This is a genomic window from Kitasatospora sp. NPDC089913, from assembly GCF_044748625.1.
Taxonomy (GTDB): domain Bacteria; phylum Actinomycetota; class Actinomycetes; order Streptomycetales; family Streptomycetaceae; genus Kitasatospora.
The window spans coordinates 149,359-165,131 of the sequence record NZ_JBIVGI010000001.1 but is presented as its reverse complement, the minus strand read 5'-3'; the positions used below and the strand labels follow the sequence as shown (position 1 = coordinate 165,131).

General features: G+C 72.0%; 18 protein-coding genes. 6 read left to right on the top strand and 12 right to left on the bottom strand.

Features of this window, described 5'->3' with window-relative positions:
- Positions 1-90: 90 nt before the first annotated feature.
- Complete coding sequence (locus ACIPYS_RS00745) at positions 91-636, bottom strand: hypothetical protein (RefSeq protein ID WP_093862123.1); 546 nt, start codon at positions 634-636, stop codon at positions 91-93.
- Positions 637-902: 266 nt separating this feature from the next.
- On the bottom strand, positions 903-2,285 hold the full coding sequence (locus ACIPYS_RS00740; RefSeq protein ID WP_093862122.1) for a glycine--tRNA ligase: 1,383 nt from the start codon (positions 2,283-2,285) through the stop codon (positions 903-905).
- A 191-nt stretch (positions 2,286-2,476) separates the two neighbouring features.
- Here ACIPYS_RS00740 and ACIPYS_RS00735 point away from each other — a divergent pair, with 191 nt between their 5' ends.
- Genes ACIPYS_RS00735 through ACIPYS_RS00720 form a run of 4 tightly spaced genes read left to right on the top strand, consistent with a single transcriptional unit; the run spans position 2,477 to position 5,736 of the window.
- The gene (locus ACIPYS_RS00735; RefSeq protein WP_400741522.1) at positions 2,477-3,553 is read left to right on the top strand and encodes a metal ABC transporter substrate-binding protein; all 1,077 of its coding nucleotides are present in this window, start codon (positions 2,477-2,479) and stop codon (positions 3,551-3,553) included.
- Positions 3,554-3,566: 13 nt separating this feature from the next.
- Positions 3,567-4,373, top strand: a complete 807-nt coding sequence (locus ACIPYS_RS00730; RefSeq protein WP_400741519.1) for a metal ABC transporter ATP-binding protein — start codon at positions 3,567-3,569, stop codon at positions 4,371-4,373.
- Positions 4,370-5,290 (top strand): metal ABC transporter permease, encoded by a 921-nt coding sequence (locus ACIPYS_RS00725; protein ID WP_093862119.1) that lies wholly within the window; start codon positions 4,370-4,372, stop codon positions 5,288-5,290. Before ACIPYS_RS00730 ends, ACIPYS_RS00725 begins: the two co-directional genes overlap by 4 nt.
- A gap of 35 nt (positions 5,291-5,325) precedes the next feature.
- On the top strand, positions 5,326-5,736 hold the full coding sequence (locus ACIPYS_RS00720; RefSeq protein WP_045938470.1) for a Fur family transcriptional regulator: 411 nt from the start codon (positions 5,326-5,328) through the stop codon (positions 5,734-5,736).
- 220 nt (positions 5,737-5,956) lie between these two features.
- Here the strand turns inward: ACIPYS_RS00720 and ACIPYS_RS00715 are convergent, their stop codons facing one another.
- The 4 genes from ACIPYS_RS00715 to leuA form a co-directional block, all read right to left on the bottom strand.
- Complete coding sequence (locus tag ACIPYS_RS00715) at positions 5,957-6,802, bottom strand: isoprenyl transferase (protein ID WP_093862118.1); 846 nt, start codon at positions 6,800-6,802, stop codon at positions 5,957-5,959.
- Positions 6,803-6,806: 4 nt separating this feature from the next.
- Positions 6,807-7,553, bottom strand: coding sequence for a DNA repair protein RecO (recO, locus tag ACIPYS_RS00710; RefSeq protein ID WP_030395788.1), 747 nt, complete (start codon positions 7,551-7,553; stop codon positions 6,807-6,809).
- Positions 7,554-7,912: 359 nt separating this feature from the next.
- Positions 7,913-8,422, bottom strand: a complete 510-nt coding sequence (locus tag ACIPYS_RS00705; RefSeq protein ID WP_231977784.1) for a TerB family tellurite resistance protein — start codon at positions 8,420-8,422, stop codon at positions 7,913-7,915.
- Positions 8,423-8,846: 424 nt separating this feature from the next.
- On the bottom strand, positions 8,847-10,643 hold the full coding sequence (leuA, locus tag ACIPYS_RS00700) for a 2-isopropylmalate synthase (RefSeq protein WP_093862116.1): 1,797 nt from the start codon (positions 10,641-10,643) through the stop codon (positions 8,847-8,849).
- A 371-nt stretch (positions 10,644-11,014) separates the two neighbouring features.
- On the opposite strand from leuA, the gene ACIPYS_RS00695 reads away from it, so the two are divergent.
- Both ACIPYS_RS00695 and ACIPYS_RS00690 read left to right on the top strand, forming a co-directional pair.
- Positions 11,015-12,037 (top strand): M4 family metallopeptidase, encoded by a 1,023-nt coding sequence (locus ACIPYS_RS00695; protein ID WP_400741512.1) that lies wholly within the window; start codon positions 11,015-11,017, stop codon positions 12,035-12,037.
- A gap of 67 nt (positions 12,038-12,104) precedes the next feature.
- Positions 12,105-12,371 carry a protealysin inhibitor emfourin gene (locus ACIPYS_RS00690; RefSeq protein WP_093865133.1) on the top strand — a complete coding sequence of 89 codons (267 nt, stop codon included), beginning with the start codon at positions 12,105-12,107 and terminating at the stop codon, positions 12,369-12,371.
- 95 nt (positions 12,372-12,466) lie between these two features.
- On the opposite strand, the gene ACIPYS_RS00685 is transcribed toward ACIPYS_RS00690, so the two are convergent.
- From ACIPYS_RS00685 to ACIPYS_RS00660, 6 genes are all read right to left on the bottom strand, one after another.
- Positions 12,467-13,180, bottom strand: a complete 714-nt coding sequence (locus ACIPYS_RS00685; RefSeq protein WP_093862113.1) for an alpha/beta fold hydrolase — start codon at positions 13,178-13,180, stop codon at positions 12,467-12,469.
- A gap of 78 nt (positions 13,181-13,258) precedes the next feature.
- On the bottom strand, positions 13,259-14,188 hold the full coding sequence (era, locus tag ACIPYS_RS00680; protein WP_045938463.1) for a GTPase Era: 930 nt from the start codon (positions 14,186-14,188) through the stop codon (positions 13,259-13,261).
- A gap of 55 nt (positions 14,189-14,243) precedes the next feature.
- Positions 14,244-14,402 (bottom strand): hypothetical protein, encoded by a 159-nt coding sequence (locus ACIPYS_RS00675; RefSeq protein WP_159424997.1) that lies wholly within the window; start codon positions 14,400-14,402, stop codon positions 14,244-14,246.
- Between the two features lie 126 nt (positions 14,403-14,528).
- Positions 14,529-14,882, bottom strand: a complete 354-nt coding sequence (locus ACIPYS_RS00670) for a cytidine deaminase (protein ID WP_093865132.1) — start codon at positions 14,880-14,882, stop codon at positions 14,529-14,531.
- 33 nt (positions 14,883-14,915) lie between these two features.
- On the bottom strand, positions 14,916-15,455 hold the full coding sequence (locus ACIPYS_RS00665; RefSeq protein WP_093862112.1) for a DUF4383 domain-containing protein: 540 nt from the start codon (positions 15,453-15,455) through the stop codon (positions 14,916-14,918).
- A gap of 57 nt (positions 15,456-15,512) precedes the next feature.
- Positions 15,513-15,749 carry a hypothetical protein gene (locus ACIPYS_RS00660; RefSeq protein WP_093862111.1) on the bottom strand — a complete coding sequence of 79 codons (237 nt, stop codon included), beginning with the start codon at positions 15,747-15,749 and terminating at the stop codon, positions 15,513-15,515.
- Between the last annotated feature and the right edge of the window lie 24 nt (positions 15,750-15,773).

Here is a 15,773-nt window from a genome sequence, read left to right as displayed (position 1 = left end):
CCACCACTCAGCCCCACACCCACCAGGCGCCGAGTCGCGGGCCGTCCCGAGCCGGCCCTGTGTCCGCTGTCCGCCCCTCCCGGCGCCCCCTCACGAGGCCGGGGCGGACTCCCCCTGCGGGGGAAGGGCCACGGGGGCCGGCGTCGGCATGACCCCGGCCGAGCGCAGCGCCCCGGCGAGCGCCTCGAACTTGGCGGAGAGACCCCGGTCGCGCAGCTCGTCGCCGTGGACCTCGGCCAGGGCCCGGTTCAGCCGCAGCCGGATCTCCGGCAGGTTCCGCTCCCAGCTCGCCACATGCATGGCGAGGGCTTCGTCGAGGAAGCGCACGGGAGAGCTGCGGCGTACCCGGTCGAGCGGCGACCGGATCATGGACCGTCGGCCCTGGAGGACACGCTCGAAGCACCACAGCATCGTGAAGTAGGCCGCGAGCACCTCGGGTCCGTACGGCTGCTGCCCACGACGGAAGGCCACCAGGACGTAGCGGGCCAGGGCCACTTCACCGCTCGTCAGGTCGAGGTGGAGGGTCCGGGCCAGCTCGAAGTCCACCTGCCGGGTCTGTCCCCGGTAGACCGCCCAGGCTCCCGCGACCGATGCCAGGGCACCGACACCCGACGCGATCGTCCACGGATCCGCCATCCCAACCTCCCCGTAGCCGGGGCCGGTCCGACGGCCCGGAGCGGAGACTAGCCGATCATCACCTCGACCGGACCCCGAAGCGGAAACCCGGGAAGCGGAGACCCAGGAAGCGGCGCCCCAGGAGACAGCAGCGCAGGAGACACCAGCGCAGCAAGCAGCGCCGCAGACAACGGCGCCCCCACACAACGCCGGACCCCCGCCCGCCCCGGGGAACCGGGGCGAACGGGGGTCCGCACGGAAGACCGCGGGCGCCGGGCCCGCCGACGTCAGCAGCCGATGAGTCGCGCCGCCAGGTAGGACTTCACCTGGTCGAGCGAGACGCGCTCCTGCGCCATGGTGTCGCGCTCGCGCACGGTCACCGCGTTGTCCTCCAGGGTGTCGAAGTCGACCGTCACGCAGAACGGCGTGCCGATCTCGTCCTGGCGGCGGTAGCGCTTGCCGATGGCACCGGCGTCGTCGAACTCGACGTTCCAGGCGGTGCGCAGGTCGGCGGCCAGGCCGCGGGCCTTCGGCGAGAGGTCGGCGTTGCGCGACAGCGGCAGCACCGCGACCTTGACCGGGGCCAGCCGCGGGTCGAGCCGCATGCCGACGCGCTTCTCCATGACGCCCTTGGCGTTCGGCGCCTCGTCCTCGAAGTAGGCGTCGATCAGGAAGGCCAGCATGGCGCGGTTGAGGCCGGCCGCCGGCTCGATGACGTACGGGAAGTACCGCTCGCCGGACTCCTGGTCGAAGTACTTGAGGTCCTGGCCGGAGGCCTCGCTGTGCACCGTCAGGTCGTAGTCGGTGCGGTTGGCGATGCCCTCCAGCTCGGAGAACTCGGTGCCGCCGAAGTTGAAGCGGTACTCGATGTCCACCGTGCGCTTGGCGTAGTGGGAGAGCTTCTCCTTCGGGTGCTCGAACAGGCGCATGTTGTCGGTGCGCAGGCCGAGGCCGACGTACCAGTCCCAGCGCTGCTGGAGCCAGTACTCGTGCCACTGCTCGTCCTCGCCCGGCTTGACGAAGAACTCCATCTCCATCTGCTCGAACTCACGGGTCCGGAAGATGAAGTTGCCGGGGGTGATCTCGTTGCGGAAGCTCTTGCCGACCTGGGCGATGCCGAACGGCGGCTTCTTGCGCGAGGTGGTCTGGACGGCCTTGAAGTTGGTGAAGATGCCCTGGGCGGTCTCCGGGCGCAGGTAGGCCAGGCCGCTCGCCTCCTCGGTGACACCGAGGTGGGTCTTCAGCATGCCCGAGAAGTCCTTGGGCTCGGTGAACTGGCCCTTGACGCCGCAGTCCGGGCAGTTCACGTCCTGGAGGCCGTTCGGCGGCGGGAAGCCGTGCTTGGCCTCGTACTTCTCCTCCAGGTGGTCGGCCCGGTGGCGCTTGTGGCAGGAGAGGCACTCGGTCAGCGGGTCGTTGAAGGTCTTGACGTGGCCGGACGCCTCCCAGACCTCACGGGCCAGGATCACCGACGAGTCGAGTCCCACGACGTCCTCACGGGCCTGCACCATCGCGCGCCACCACTGGCGCTTGATGTTCTCCTTGAGTTCGACGCCCAGCGGACCGTAGTCCCAGGCGGCACGGGTGCCGCCGTAGATCTCGCTGCAGGGGTAGACGAAGCCACGGCGCTTGCTCAGGCTGACGATCGTCTCGATCTTGTCGGCTGCCACAGTGCTCTCTTCAGTACGTACGGCACGGTCAGGGCACGGCTGGTTGCGCGTACCCGAATACCTCAGGTTACCGGCCATATGGGTACGGGATTCAAATCGGTATCTCCGGCACCGGCCCACTCACCGTCACCACCCGTTCACCCGTCCGAGTGATTTGACAATCATTTCCATCTAATCTGAGAATGGTTGTCATGATGATCCGACGACGTACTCGCGGCGCCATAGCCCTGACCGCCACCGCCCTCACCGCCGGCCTCACCCTGACGGCCTGCGGCAGCAGTGGCGGCACCCAGGGCGCGGAGGGCAAGCTGAACGTCGTCGCGTCCTTCTACCCGATGGAGTTCCTCGCCGACCGGATCGGCGGCGAGCACGTGAAGGTCACCGACCTCACCGCCGCCGGCGTCGAGCCGCACGACCTCGAACTCACCGCCAAGCAGGTCGGAACGGTCAAGAAGGCCGACGCGATCGTCTACCTCAAGGGCCTGCAGCCCACCGTCGACAAGGCGGTCGCCGGCTCCGGCGCCAAGCACAAGATCGACGCCACCGCGGCCGCCCCGCTGGAGGACCACCACCTCGCCGAGGGCCACACCGAGGGCGACGGGCACGACCACGGCGGCGACGGGCACAGCGGCGACGGGCACGACGGCCACGACCACGACGGGGCCGCCGGCGACCCGCACATCTGGCTCGACCCGACCCGCTACGCGGCCGTGGCCAGGAGCGTCGGCGCCGAGTTCGCCAAGGCCGACCCGGCCCACGCCGAGGACTACCGGAAGAACACCGACGAGCTGGTCGGCCGGCTCACCGCCCTGGACCAGGAGTTCAAGGACGGCCTGAAGGACGTCCGGAGCCGCACCTTCGTCACCAGCCACGCCGCCTTCGGCTACCTCGCCGGGGCCTACGGCCTCACCCAGGTCGCCATCAACGGCGTCGACCCCGAGTCCGAGCCCACCCCGGCCCGCCTCGCCGACGTCCAGAAGGCCGCCAAGGAGAACGGCGTCACCACGATCTTCTTCGAGACCCTGGTCAGCCCCAAGCTCGCCGACACCGTCGCCAAGGACCTCGGCCTCAGGACCGCCGTCCTCGACCCGCTGGAGGGCGTCAAGGACCCGGCCAAGGACGACTACCTCTCGGTCATGCGGCAGAACCTGGCCAACCTGCGGACCGCCCTCGGCGCCGAGACACCGGCCGCGCCCGCCCCCGCCGACGCGTCGACCGCACCGACCGCGACCACCGCACCGACCGCCCCCGCCGCACCCACCAGCTGACGGGACCACCGACATGACCTCCTCGGCACCCCCGGTACCCCCGGCCCACCCGGCGCCCCCGGCCGTCCGCCTCCACGACGCCGTCGCCTCGCGCGGCGGACGGCCGGTGCTGCGCGGCGTCGACCTCACCGTCCGCCCCGGCGAGGTGGTCGCCCTGCTCGGCGCCAACGGCTCCGGCAAGTCCACCACCGTCAAGGCCGTGACCGGGGCCGTCCCGCTGGAGCGCGGCGCGCTCGAACTGTTCGGCACCCCGCTCGCCCGGTTCCGCGCCTGGCACCGGATCGGCTACGTGCCGCAGCGCACCACCGCCGCCTCCGGCGTCCCGGCCACCGTCCGGGAGGTCGTCTCCACCGGCCGGCTGCCGCTGCACCGGCTGCTGCCCTTCCGCCGCGCGGACCGCGCCGCCGTGGACCGCGCGCTGGCCGCCGTCGGCATGCTCGACCGGGCCCGGGACGGGGTCGCCGACCTCTCCGGCGGCCAGCAGCAGCGGGTGCTGATCGCCCGCGCGCTGGCCGGCGCCCCCGATCTGCTGATCATGGACGAGCCGATGGCCGGGGTGGACGCCGCCAGCCAGCAGGTGCTCGCCGACACCCTGCGCGCCGAGGTCGCGCGCGGCGCCGCCGTCCTGCTGGTGCTGCACGAGCTCGGGCCGCTGGAGCCGTTGATCGACCGGGCCGTGGTGCTGCGCGACGGCTGCGTCGCGCACGACGGCCCGCCCGTTCCCAATACCGGTCTGCACGCCCTGCCGGGCCACGACCACGTCCATCCGCACGCCGACCACGGCCACGAACACGACCGACCCCGGGGACTGCTGTCATGACCGAGATGCTCAGCTACGACTTCATGCAGCGGGCACTGATCGCCGCCGTGCTGGTCGGCATCACCGCCCCGGCCGTCGGCATCTACCTGGTGCAGCGGCGCCAGGCGCTGATGGGCGACGGCATGGGCCATGTCGCGATGACCGGTGTCGGCCTCGGCTTCATCTTCCAGACCAGCCCGGTCTGGATGGCCGTGGCGGTCTGCGTGCTCGGCGCCGTCACCATGGAGCTGGTCCGCGCGCGCGGCAACCAGCGCGGCGACATCGCCCTCGCGATGCTCTTCTACGGCGGCATGGCCTGCGGCAAGCTGCTCGTCTCCAAGTCCGCCCAGGCCGGCGCCGGTTCGCTGGAGAGCTACCTCTGGGGCTCCATCCTGACCGTCTCCCCCGCCGACCTCGCCACCATCGGCGCACTCGGCGCCGTCGTCGTCGCCGTCACCCTGGGCCTGCGCCGCCAGCTGTTCGCGATCTGCCAGGACGAGGACTTCGCCCGGGTCACCGGCGTCCCGGTACGGCTGCTCAACCTGCTGCTCGCGGTGATGGCCGCGGTCACCGTCACCGTCGCCATGCGGGTGGTCGGACTGCTGCTGGTCAGCGCCCTGATGGTGGTTCCGGTCGCGGCCGCCCAGCAGCTCACCCGCTCCTTCGCCGCCACCCAGGCCGGCTCGATCGCGGTCGGCGTGCTGGTCGCCCTGGCAGGCGTCACCGGCTCCTACCAGCTGGACGTGCCCTCCGGCCCGGCCATCGTGCTGCTGGCCATCGTCGTGTTCGCGGTGTTCGGCGCGATCGCCGCCCCCCTCGCCCGCCGCCGCCACCGCGACACCGCGGAGAACGGACCGCAGGTCTGCGACGTCCGGCTGCCCGGCCCGGAGCGGGTCGAGGCGAGCACTCCGGCGCCCAGTGCGGGGCTGGCACAATGAGGTGCCATTCGCCCACACCAGCAGGAGGACCCACGGTGACCACCGCAGGCCCGTCGCCGCGAGCCCGATCGACCCGGCAGCGCGCCGCCGTCTCGGCGGTCCTGGACGAGATCGAGGACTTCCGCAGTGCCCAGGAGCTCCACGACATGCTGAAGCACCGGGGGGACTCGGTCGGTCTGACCACCGTCTACCGGACGCTCCAGTCGCTCGCCGACGCCGGCGAAGTGGACGTCCTGCGCACCGCCGACGGTGAGGCCGTCTACCGCCGGTGCAGCAGCGGGCACCACCACCACCTGGTCTGCCGCCAGTGCGGCGCCACCGTCGAGGTCGAGGGTCCGGCCGTCGAGCGCTGGGCCAACTCGGTCGCCGCCGAGCACGGGTTCAGCGACATCGCGCACACCCTGGAGATCTTCGGCACCTGCGCGGAGTGCGCCGCGAAGGTCTGAGCACCGGTACGCCGAAGGGCCCGCGGGGATCAACCCCCGCGGGCCCTTCTCCGCACGCGGACACCACGCCGGACCGACGCAACACCGCACCAACGCCACACCGGACCGACGCAACACCGCGCCGACGCGACACCGCGCCGACGCAACACCGCACCAACGCAACACCGCACCAACGCAACACCGCGCCGAACGCCGCCGCTCCAGCCCCGAACGCCGCGGCTCAGCGCTGCGCCGGCACCTCGGTGACCAGCTCCGCCGGCGCCTCGTTCGGGATCGCCCCGCCGAACCGGCGGTCGCGCATCGCGTACTGCTCGCAGGCCCGCCACAGGTCACGGCGGTCGAAGTCCGGCCAGAGCACGTCCTGGAACACGAACTCGGCGTAGGCCGACTGCCAGAGCAGGAAGTTCGACGTCCGCTGCTCGCCACTGGGGCGCAGGAACAGGTCCACGTCCGGCATGTCCGGGTGGTACAGGTACTTGGTGAGGGTCTTCTCGTTGACCTTCTTCGGGTCCAGCCGGCCCGCCGCGACATCGGCCGCGATCGCCGCCGCGGCGTCCGCGATCTCGGCCCGGCCGCCGTAGTTGACGCACATGTACAGCGTGACGGCGTCGTTGTCCTTGGTCTGCTCCTCGGCGACCTGGAGCTCCTGGACGACGCTCTTCCACAGCTTGGGCATCCGGCCGGCCCAGCGCACCCGCACGCCCATCGCGTCCATCTCGTCGCGGCGGCGGTGGATGACGTCGCGGTTGAAGTTCATCAGGAACTTCACCTCGTCGGGTGAGCGCTTCCAGTTCTCGGTGGAGAACGCGTACAGCGAGATGTTCTTCACTCCGAGCTCGATCGCGCCCTTGAGCACGTCCAGCACGACGGACTCGCCGACCTTGTGGCCCTCGGTGCGGGGCAGCCCGCGCTCCTTGGCCCAGCGGCCGTTTCCGTCCATGACGATCGCGACGTGGCCCGGGACGAGCTCTCCGGGGATCTTCGGGGGCCGGGCGCCGCTGGGGTGCGGGGTCGGGGGGAGGTACTCCCTCTGCTTGCCGCCGCCGAAGAGCCGTCGCGCTGCCATGTGCTCACTTCTCCACGTATCTCATCGAGCGGATACCCCGCTCCAGGTGCCACTGCAGATAGGCCGCGACCAGTCCGCTGCCTTCCCGCCAGTACCTCGGCTCGCAGGCGTCCGCCGTCTGCCAGTCCCCTGACAACAACGCGCCGAGCAGTACCAGTGTCTCAGGGGAGGGTACGGCACATCCGGGCACGCGGCAGTCCGGGCAGAGCACGCCGCCGGCCTGGAGCGAGAAGAACCGGTTGGGTCCCTCCATCCCGCACTTGGCGCAGTCGTCGAAGGTCGCGCCGTACCCGTTGACCGCGAGCGACCGCAGCAGGAAGGCGTCCAGCACCAGGTGGGACTCGTGCAGCCCGGCGGCCAGTGTGCGCAGACCGCCGACCAGCAGCAGGTACTGCTGGACGGCCGGCTGGCCCTCGTTCTCGGCGAACCGTTCCGCCGTCTCCAGCATGGCCGTCCCCGCGGTGTACCGGCCGTAGTCGGTGACGATCGAGCCGCCGTACGGGGCGATCGTCTCCACCTGGGTGCAGAGCGGCAGGCCGCGGCCGATCAGTTCGCTGTTGCGGCTGAAGAACTGCACGTCCACGTGCGAGAACGGCTCCAGGCGCGCGCCGAACTTCGACTTGGTCTTGCGCACCCCGCGCGCCACCGCGCGCACCTTGCCGTGGTGGCGGGTGAGGAGGGTGATGATCCGGTCCGCCTCGCCGAGCTTCTGCGCCCGGAGCACCACGCCGTCGTCGCGGAAGAGACTCATGCGCCCGCCTCACCGCCGCGGCGGCCCTGGAACAGTGTGGACATCCCACCATTGTCCCCCAGCCTCGGACAGCCGTGTGCCCGCACCGGGGCCGTGGGGGCCTGCCGAGCGGTGCGGGTCACGGCGGGCCCCGGCCGTGGGGACGCCACCGGCCGGGAGCCGGGGGCGGAAGGGCCCGGTTGTGGGGGTCTGGGGGGGGGAGAGGTTCCGACGGAGGAGCGGGGATCGGGTGTCCGGCGGGAGGCTCCGTCGGAGGACCGGGAGACCGAAGAGCGATGGAGAAGGACCGGGAGAACCGGAAGAACACCGGGAGAACAGGAGGAACAGCAGAACCGGGGAGACCGGGCAGGAGCGGAGCGCTAGTACGGCGCCCGGGTCGCCGCCTCCAGCAGCGCCCCGACCCGCGCGTGCGGCAGGTCCAGACATCGCCCGATCGCGGCCAGCGCCTCCCGCTCCTGCGGCCGGTAACGGCCGTCGGCCAGGGCGATCGCCGCCCCCTGCAGCAGCAGCCGCTCCCGGCCGGGCCGGGCCAGGTGCGGGGCCAGCGGCTCCAGGGCCGCGTGCAGTTCCACGGCCAGCCCGCCCGACATGCCGTGCGCGTCGTACAGTTCGCCGCCGAGGCCGGACATCGCGGCCAGTGCCGCCAGCACCTGCGCCTCGCCGCAGTCCTCGAAGCCGGCGTCCCGGACCGCCCCGCAGGCCGCCTCGCGGGCCGCCCGGTGGGCGGTGCCACCGGCCGCCAGCATCGCCAGCGCGACGGTGTACTGCGCGTCGCGCAGCATCCCGCCCAGGCGCACGCAGGTGGGCTGCTCCAGGCTCTCCACCCCGAACCGGCCGTGGCAGCTGGTGCACTGCACGCTGCCGATCACCGGTCCGAGCGGAAGCACCGGGGTCCCCAGCAGCCGCAGCCACCGCCGGCCGTGTTGCCGGCGGTAGTTGCGGTCCCCGCCGCAGCCCGGGCAGAAGAAGTCACCGAGAACATCAGTCCGCCACCGCGGGCGAACACCCCACATCCCTGTCACGGCGCCACTCCCCAGACATGGCAGGCGGCCTGCACAACAATGGGCAGGTCACGCGACCGGCCACCGGGCCGTCCCACCGACCCGGCTTACCGGTGGGACGATGTTGCCACGGTTGCCGACACGTGTCAGTACCTCGAACGGCCCGATCCGGCAAAAAATGTGGCGCAGGACACAGCCGGGGCACCTCCGGCCGGACGGCCGCCCCGCGACGTCCGGGAACGCCGCCGGGCCGCCCCGCAGGGGACGGCCCGACCACTTTTACCCGTACGAACTAACCGCGCTGCGCCCGGTTGACAGCGCTGATCATCGCCTTCAGCGAGGCCAGCACGGTGTTGCTGTCGATCCCGACGCCCCACAGCACCCGGCCGTCCACCGCGCACTCCACGTACGCGGCGGCCTGGGCGTCGCCGCCCTCGCTCAGCGCGTGCTCCGCGTAGTCCAGCACCCGGACGTCCACGCCGATCTGCGCCAGCGCGTCCGCGAACGCCGAGACCGGGCCGTTGCCGGTACCGGCCAGGCTGACCGTCGCCCCGTCCACCACCGCGTGGGCGGTCAGCGCGTCCCGGCCGTCCTCGGTGGTCAGGGTGCGCGAACCGGTCAGCGAGATCCGGCCCCACGGGTTGCCCGTGGTCGGCAGGTACTCGTCCTCGAACACCCGCCAGATCTCCGCCGGGGTGACCTCGCCGCCCTCGGCGTCGGTCTTGGCCTGGATGATCCGGGAGAACTCGATCTGCATCCGGCGCGGCAGGTCCAGCTTGTGGTCGTTCTTCAGGACGTACGCCACACCGCCCTTGCCGGACTGGCTGTTGACCCGGATGACCGCCTCGTAGGTGCGGCCGACGTCCTTCGGGTCGATCGGCAGGTACGGCACGCCCCAGGTGTGCTGCTCCACCGGCACGCCCGCGGCGGCGGCGTCCGCCTCCAGGGCGTCGAAGCCCTTCTTGATGGCGTCCTGGTGGGAGCCGGAGAAGGAGGTGTACACCAGGTCACCGGCGTACGGGTGGCGCGGGTGCACCTCCATCTGGTTGCAGTACTCGGCGGTGCGGCGGACCTCGTCGATGTCGGAGAAGTCGATCTGCGGGTCGACGCCCTGCGAGAACAGGTTCATGCCCAGGGTCACCAGGTCGACGTTGCCGGTCCGCTCGCCCTGCCCGAACAGACAGCCCTCGATCCGGTCGGCGCCGGCCATGTAGGCCAGCTCGGCGGAGGCCACGGCGGTGCCCCGGTCGTTGTGCGGGTGCACCGACAGACAGACGAACTCCCGACGGGACAGGTTGCGCGACATCCACTCGAACTGGTCGGCCTGGACGTTGGGGGTGGCCCGCTCGATGGTGGCCGGCAGGTTCAGGATGATCTCGCGGCCCTCGCCCGGCTGCCAGACGTCCATCACCGCCTCGCAGACCTCCAGCGCGAAGTCCAGCTCGGTGTCGACGAAGATCTCCGGCGAGTACTGGTAGCCGAAGGCGGTGTCGTCGCCCAGCAGCTTCTCCGCGTACTCCATCACCAGCCGGGTGCCGTCGACGGCGATCGCCTTCGTGGCCGCCCGGTCGTTGCGGAACACCACCCGGCGGAACAGCGGCGCGGTCGCGTTGTACAGGTGCACGGTCGCCCGCGGCGCCCCGACCAGCGACTCGACGGTCTTCTCGATCAGTTCCTCGCGCGCCTGGGTCAGCACCGAGATGGTGACGTCCTCCGGGATCGCCCCCTCCTCGATCAGCGAGCGCACGAAGGCGTGGTCGGTGGCCCCGGACGACGGGAAGCCGACCTCGATCTCCTTGTAGCCCATCGCCACCAGCAGGTCGAACATCTTGCGCTTGCGGGCCGGCGACATCGGGTCGATCAGCGCCTGGTTGCCGTCCCGCAGGTCGGTGGACAGCCAGCGCGGCGCCTTGGTGATCACCTGGTTCGGCCAGGTGCGGTCCGGCAGGTCGACGGTGCCGAACGGCAGGTAGCGGCCGTGCCGCATCCCGGACGCCTGCTGGCGTACCGAGGCGGCGGTGATCGGGGTCGCACGGTCGACGAAGGCGCGGGCGGCGTGGATGGGCGCGGCGGAACTCTGCTCGGTCATGGAGGTGAGTCTCGGCTTCCTGTGATGCGTGGTGCGGGCGGGTCGGGGTGAGGTGTCACCCGACTCGGCCGGCCTGCTGCCGCTCACGACCCGCTCACGGATCGCCCGAATTTCAGCGCGCAGCACAGTCCCCGCGGCGAGGGAAGCCGGCCCTTGACGGACTACAGGCCCTCGACGCGGCAGCTAAGAAGAAGCAGCCCGATGCGCATGATGCGATCCAGCCTAACCCAGCGCCGCGCGACCCCGAAGCGGCCCGGGCGGTCTTCCCACCCCTTGAGACGGCCCTCCGGCGGCGCGCGACCCGGCCCGGGCGGCGCGCAATCCTGTCCGCGCCGGTGACAACACGTCATCAATGCCTCACCCTGGGCCACATGACAGCCGAACCGACGCTCTGCGCGATCGTTCCGCCGTACGTCCTGGACCGCCTCGCCGAGGACGGTCACGAGCCCGCCGCCCGCTCCCTCGCCCTCGACGCCGCGCACCGGGCCGCGCGGCTCACCGCCGCCCTGCCGGACCGGGCCTCCGCCGACCGGCTGGAGCGGGTGGTCTCCGACGCCGCGCACCGCGAGCGCCTGCCCGGCCGCACCGTCCGCCGGGAGGGCGAGGGCGCCGTCCCGGACCAGTCCGTCAACCACGCCTACGACGGCCTCGGCGCGACCTGGACCCTGTTCTCCGCCGTCTACGGCCGGCACTCCATCGACGACCGGGGGCTGCGCCTGGACGCCACCGTCCACTACGGCCAGGACTACGACAACGCCTTCTGGGACGGCCGGCGAATGGTCTTCGGCGACGGCGACGGCGAGGTGTTCGGCGACTTCACCGCCTGCATCGACGTCATCGGCCACGAGCTCGCGCACGGCGTCACCCAGTTCACCGCGGGCCTGGAGTACCGGGACCAGCCGGGCGCGCTCAACGAGTCGGTCTCCGACGTCTTCGGCTCCCTGGTCAAGCAGTACGCGCTGCTCCAGGACGCCGCCGAGGCGGACTGGCTGATCGGCGCCGGACTGCTCGCCCCCGGTGTGCAGGGCGTGGCGCTGCGCTCGATGAAGGAGCCCGGCACCGCGTACGACGACCCGAGGCTCGGCAAGGACCCCCAGCCCGCACACATGCGCGACTACGTGCGGACCGGCCAGGACAACGGCGGCGTGCACATCAACTCGGGCATCCCCAACCACGCGTTCTACCTGCTCGCCACCGCGCTCGGCGGCCCGTCCTGGGAGCGCGCGGGCCGGATCTGGTACGACGCGCTGACCGGCCGGCGGCTGCCCGCCGACGCCGACTTCACGGCCTTCGCCCGGGCCACCGTGGCGGCCGCGAAGGCCCGCTTCCCGGAACCGGAGGTCGCGGACACGGTGACCGCGTCCTGGGCGAAGGTGGGCATCAGCCCGACCTGAGTGCGGATTGGGTCAAGGTCCGGAAAAACACCGGCAAACGCCATCCCTGGGTAGCACCATGGACACCATGCGTATCCAGGTGACCCGGACCGGCGGCCTCGCGGGACACGTCCGCCGCGCTGAGCTCGACACCACCGAGCGGGTGGACGCCCCGCACGTGCACGCGCTCGCCCGCGAGGCCGTCGCGGGCGGGTTGCGCGCGCCCTCCTACGGGGTGCCGGACGGCTACCACTACACGATCACCGTCGACGGGCGCACGGTGCACTGCGCGGACCCCAAGCTCACCGAGTCCCAGCGGGAGCTGGTCTCGCTGGTCCTGCGCGAGGGCGCCTGACCGGCCGCGGCACCCGCCGTCGCCGACCGCCGCTGCCCACCACCCGCCGCCGACCACCGCTGCCCACCACCGCCGGGGCGGGGCGGGGCGGGGCGTCAGAGCCAGCCGTCGAGCGAGGCCAGGAAGCCCGGGAGGTCGTCCCGGTGGATGGTGTGCCCGGCGCCGGGCACCGTCCGGACCTCGTAACCCAGGCCGCGCAGCGTCGCGGCGTCCTCGGGCCCGATCAGCCAGCTGTTGTCGGCCAGTTGCACCAGGGACGGCACCACCGGGGCGCCGGGCAGCGCGGCCAGGTCCGCGAGGGCGGAGAGCGCGAGCGCGGTGTCCGGGTCCCAGGCGGCGAGGGTGGCCAGCTCGACCTCGACGTCGGCCGCGTCCCAGCGCGGGCTGAGCGCGCCGATCTGCTCCCGGGTGGCCGCCTTGAACTGGGTGAACACGGCGGGGTCGAAGAGACCGGGCCGGACGAACCGCCAGGCCGGGTCGGAGTAGACGGCCCGGGCCGGCCGGAGCCGGTCCACCGCGTGCAGCAGGGTCAGCGCGCCCAGGGAGTGGCCGATCGCGAGGTCCGCGCCCGCCGGCAGGGTGTCCACCAGGTCCTGGGCGTAGTGCTCGGGCCCGTAGCGGTCCTCCGGGGCGGCGCCCTCCCCGCGCGGGCTGGCGCCGTGGCCGCGCAGGTCGACCGCGATCACCCGGTAGCCGCGTCCGGCCAGCGCCGGGCCGACCGACCGCCAGCTGCGGTGGTCGGACATGATCCCGTGGACCAGCAGCGCCACCCGGTCGCCGGTGCCCCACTCGCGCGTGTTCAGCTTCATCGCCGCCCCCTCGCCCCCCGCTGTCGATCAGAACCCGCGGCCGGTCAGAACCCGCCGCCGGCCGGAACCCGCCGCCGGTCAGAACCCGAGCTTGCGCAGCTGCTTCGGGTCCCGCTGCCAGTCCTTGGCCACCTTGACGTGCAGGTCCAGGTAGACCGGGGTGCCGAGCAGCGCCTCGATGTGCTTGCGGGCGGTGGTGCCGACGTGCTTGAGCCGGGCGCCCTTGGCGCCGATGACGATCGCCTTCTGGCTCTGCCGCTCGATGTACACATTGGCGTGGATGTCGAGCAGCGGCCGGTCGGCCGGGCGGCCCTCGCGCGGCAGCATCTCCTCGACCACGACGGCCAGCGAGTGCGGCAGCTCGTCGCGGACGCCCTCCAGGGCGGCCTCGCGGATCAGCTCGGCCACCATGATCTGCTCGGGCTCGTCGGTCAGGTCGCCGTCCGGGTAGAGCGGCATGCCCTCCGGGAGCAGCTTGGTGATCAGCTCGGCGACCAGGTCGACCTGCTTCTCGCCGACCGCCGAGACCGGGATGATCTCGGCCCACTCGATGCCCAGCTCGGCGCCGAGCTGGTGGACGGCGATCAGCTGCTCGGCGAGCCGCTTGGAGTCGACCAGGTCGGTCTTGGTGACGATGGCGACCTTGGGGGTCTTCTTGATCTCGGCCAGTTCCTTGACGATGAACTTGTCGCCGGGGCCGAGCTTCTGGTCGGCGGGCAGGCAGAACCCGATCACGTCGACCTCGGCCCAGGTGCTGCGGACCAGGTCGTTGAGGCGCTCGCCGAGCAGGGTGCGCGGCTTGTGCAGGCCGGGGGTGTCGACCAGCACCAGCTGGGCGTCCGGGCGGTGCACGATGCCGCGGACGGTGTGCCGGGTGGTCTGCGGACGGTCGGAGGTGATCGCGACCTTCGTCCCCACCAGAGCGTTGGTCAGGGTCGACTTGCCCGCGTTGGGCCGGCCGACGAAACACGCGAAGCCGGAGCGGTACGAGGAGGAAGGGGCACTCATGGACCCCATTCTCCCTGATCACCCGGGAGGGGGCCGCCACCGGCGTCCGGGCCGGTCATTTCTTCCCGCCGAACAGCGCGCCCAGCCCCCAGCCGAGGACGATCAGCAGGAAGGTGACCGAGCCCCAGAGCCAGAACGGCGAGCCGGTCTCCTGCCACTTGCCCATGCCCATCACGCCCAGCAGCAGTCCCGCGAAGAACGCGTACGGCCCCATCGCCCAGCCCCCTCACCGTGCGGATTCCCCGCCCGTCCCCGGTGAGATTATCCGCCGAATCTGGGGTCCCGGACGCACGGGTGCCCGGGGCGCGAACCCCGGGCACCCGGCCACGCCCCCGAGCGGTCAGCGGGCCTCGACCGAGACCCGCAGCACCCCGTCCGGCCCGGCCAGCAGCAGCGGGGTGCCCGCGCCGCCGAGGTCCCGCACGGCTGCCAGATCGGCCTCGGCGGGCTGCTCGGCCTCCGACACCACGGCCGCCGCCTCCAGCGACTTCGCGCCGCTGGCCACCGCCATCGCCACCGCCGTCTGCACCGCGCTCAGCCGCAGCGAGTCCAGCGCGACCGTCCCGGCCACGTACGTCCGGCCGGTCTCGTCACGCACCGCGGCCCCCTCCGCGACGCCGTTGCGGGCGCGGGCGGAGCGGGCCAGGGTGATGATCTTCTTGTCTTCGGGGTCCAGCTCCACGATGTCACTCATGCCCTGGAGCATAGGCCCCGCCGGCCGGGGCCCTCAGTGGCCGACCGGGTTGGGCGGACCGGGCCGGATCACCTTCACGAAGGTCTTGGGACCGTTGGGCATCGCCACCTCGTCCGCCGCCCGCTTGCGCCAGTAGGGGTTGTCGTGCGGCAGGTGGCTGCTGACCCGTCCGTACATCCCGAAGGTGGTGATCACCACGCCGAAGGCGAAGGCGAAGATCACGTTGTGGATGCCGAAGTTCAGGATGTTGGCGTCCGTGCGGCCGAGCACGGTCAGCCCGTAGAACCCGGACAGCACGAACAGCACGCCGACCGCCATGTTCACGTTGGCGGCGACATTGCCGCCGATGACCGCGGCGACCACCAGTACCCCGCCCATCACGATGGACAGCACGCTCAGCGCGCCGTTGGTGGACATGCCGGCGATGTCGTTGCCCTCGGTGGACAGGAATCCCGGGTGGTCGGCCAGCCCCAGGCAGCCGAACACGATCAGGAACACCCCACCGAGACCCGCCCCGATCCGCCACACCAGCACCAGTTTGTGGTCGACGGGCAATTCGTCCTGCAGCTTCATGGCGACCTCCGACTCGGTCGTAGCGCCTGGCTGTTCTGTCGTCGGGCCCGGGCCCGCCTAGCTGTAGGGGTGGCTCCCCTGCATGTGCGGCACCTCGTGCATGTACAGCGAACCGCACTGCTGGCAGCACCGGAGCCCGGTCCCCCACTCCTGGTCCGACCGGGTCTCCACGTCGGCGGGCATGCTCCGGCCGCACAACGCCGTGGCCGGATCCCCCTCCCGCACGACGTGCCAGACCTTCACCCCGCCCGCCGCCCCCTGCGGGCCGTACTCCGCGCGAAGTTGGTGACTCATGCCCCCATCGTCGCTCCGGACGTA

What these genes read in the sequence shown, in the direction of transcription:
- ACIPYS_RS00730 (WP_400741519.1), top strand. Translation starts at nt 3,567, where the DNA reads ATGACCTCCTCGGCACCCCCGGTACCCCCGGCCCACCCGGCGCCCCCG.
- ACIPYS_RS00690 (WP_093865133.1), top strand. Translation starts at nt 12,105, where the DNA reads ATGCGTATCCAGGTGACCCGGACCGGCGGCCTCGCGGGACACGTCCGC.
- ACIPYS_RS00675 (WP_159424997.1), bottom strand. Translation starts at nt 14,402, where the DNA reads ATGGGGCCGTACGCGTTCTTCGCGGGACTGCTGCTGGGCGTGATGGGC.
- leuA (WP_093862116.1), bottom strand. Translation starts at nt 10,643, where the DNA reads ATGACCGAGCAGAGTTCCGCCGCGCCCATCCACGCCGCCCGCGCCTTC.
- ACIPYS_RS00695 (WP_400741512.1), top strand. Translation starts at nt 11,015, where the DNA reads ATGACAGCCGAACCGACGCTCTGCGCGATCGTTCCGCCGTACGTCCTG.
- ACIPYS_RS00665 (WP_093862112.1), bottom strand. Translation starts at nt 15,455, where the DNA reads ATGAAGCTGCAGGACGAATTGCCCGTCGACCACAAACTGGTGCTGGTG.
- ACIPYS_RS00745 (WP_093862123.1), bottom strand. Translation starts at nt 636, where the DNA reads ATGGCGGATCCGTGGACGATCGCGTCGGGTGTCGGTGCCCTGGCATCG.
- ACIPYS_RS00725 (WP_093862119.1), top strand. Translation starts at nt 4,370, where the DNA reads ATGACCGAGATGCTCAGCTACGACTTCATGCAGCGGGCACTGATCGCC.
- ACIPYS_RS00685 (WP_093862113.1), bottom strand. Translation starts at nt 13,180, where the DNA reads ATGAAGCTGAACACGCGCGAGTGGGGCACCGGCGACCGGGTGGCGCTG.
- ACIPYS_RS00715 (WP_093862118.1), bottom strand. Translation starts at nt 6,802, where the DNA reads ATGGCAGCGCGACGGCTCTTCGGCGGCGGCAAGCAGAGGGAGTACCTC.
- ACIPYS_RS00660 (WP_093862111.1), bottom strand. Translation starts at nt 15,749, where the DNA reads ATGAGTCACCAACTTCGCGCGGAGTACGGCCCGCAGGGGGCGGCGGGC.
- era (WP_045938463.1), bottom strand. Translation starts at nt 14,188, where the DNA reads ATGAGTGCCCCTTCCTCCTCGTACCGCTCCGGCTTCGCGTGTTTCGTC.
- recO (WP_030395788.1), bottom strand. Translation starts at nt 7,553, where the DNA reads ATGAGTCTCTTCCGCGACGACGGCGTGGTGCTCCGGGCGCAGAAGCTC.
- ACIPYS_RS00735 (WP_400741522.1), top strand. Translation starts at nt 2,477, where the DNA reads ATGATGATCCGACGACGTACTCGCGGCGCCATAGCCCTGACCGCCACC.
- ACIPYS_RS00670 (WP_093865132.1), bottom strand. Translation starts at nt 14,882, where the DNA reads ATGAGTGACATCGTGGAGCTGGACCCCGAAGACAAGAAGATCATCACC.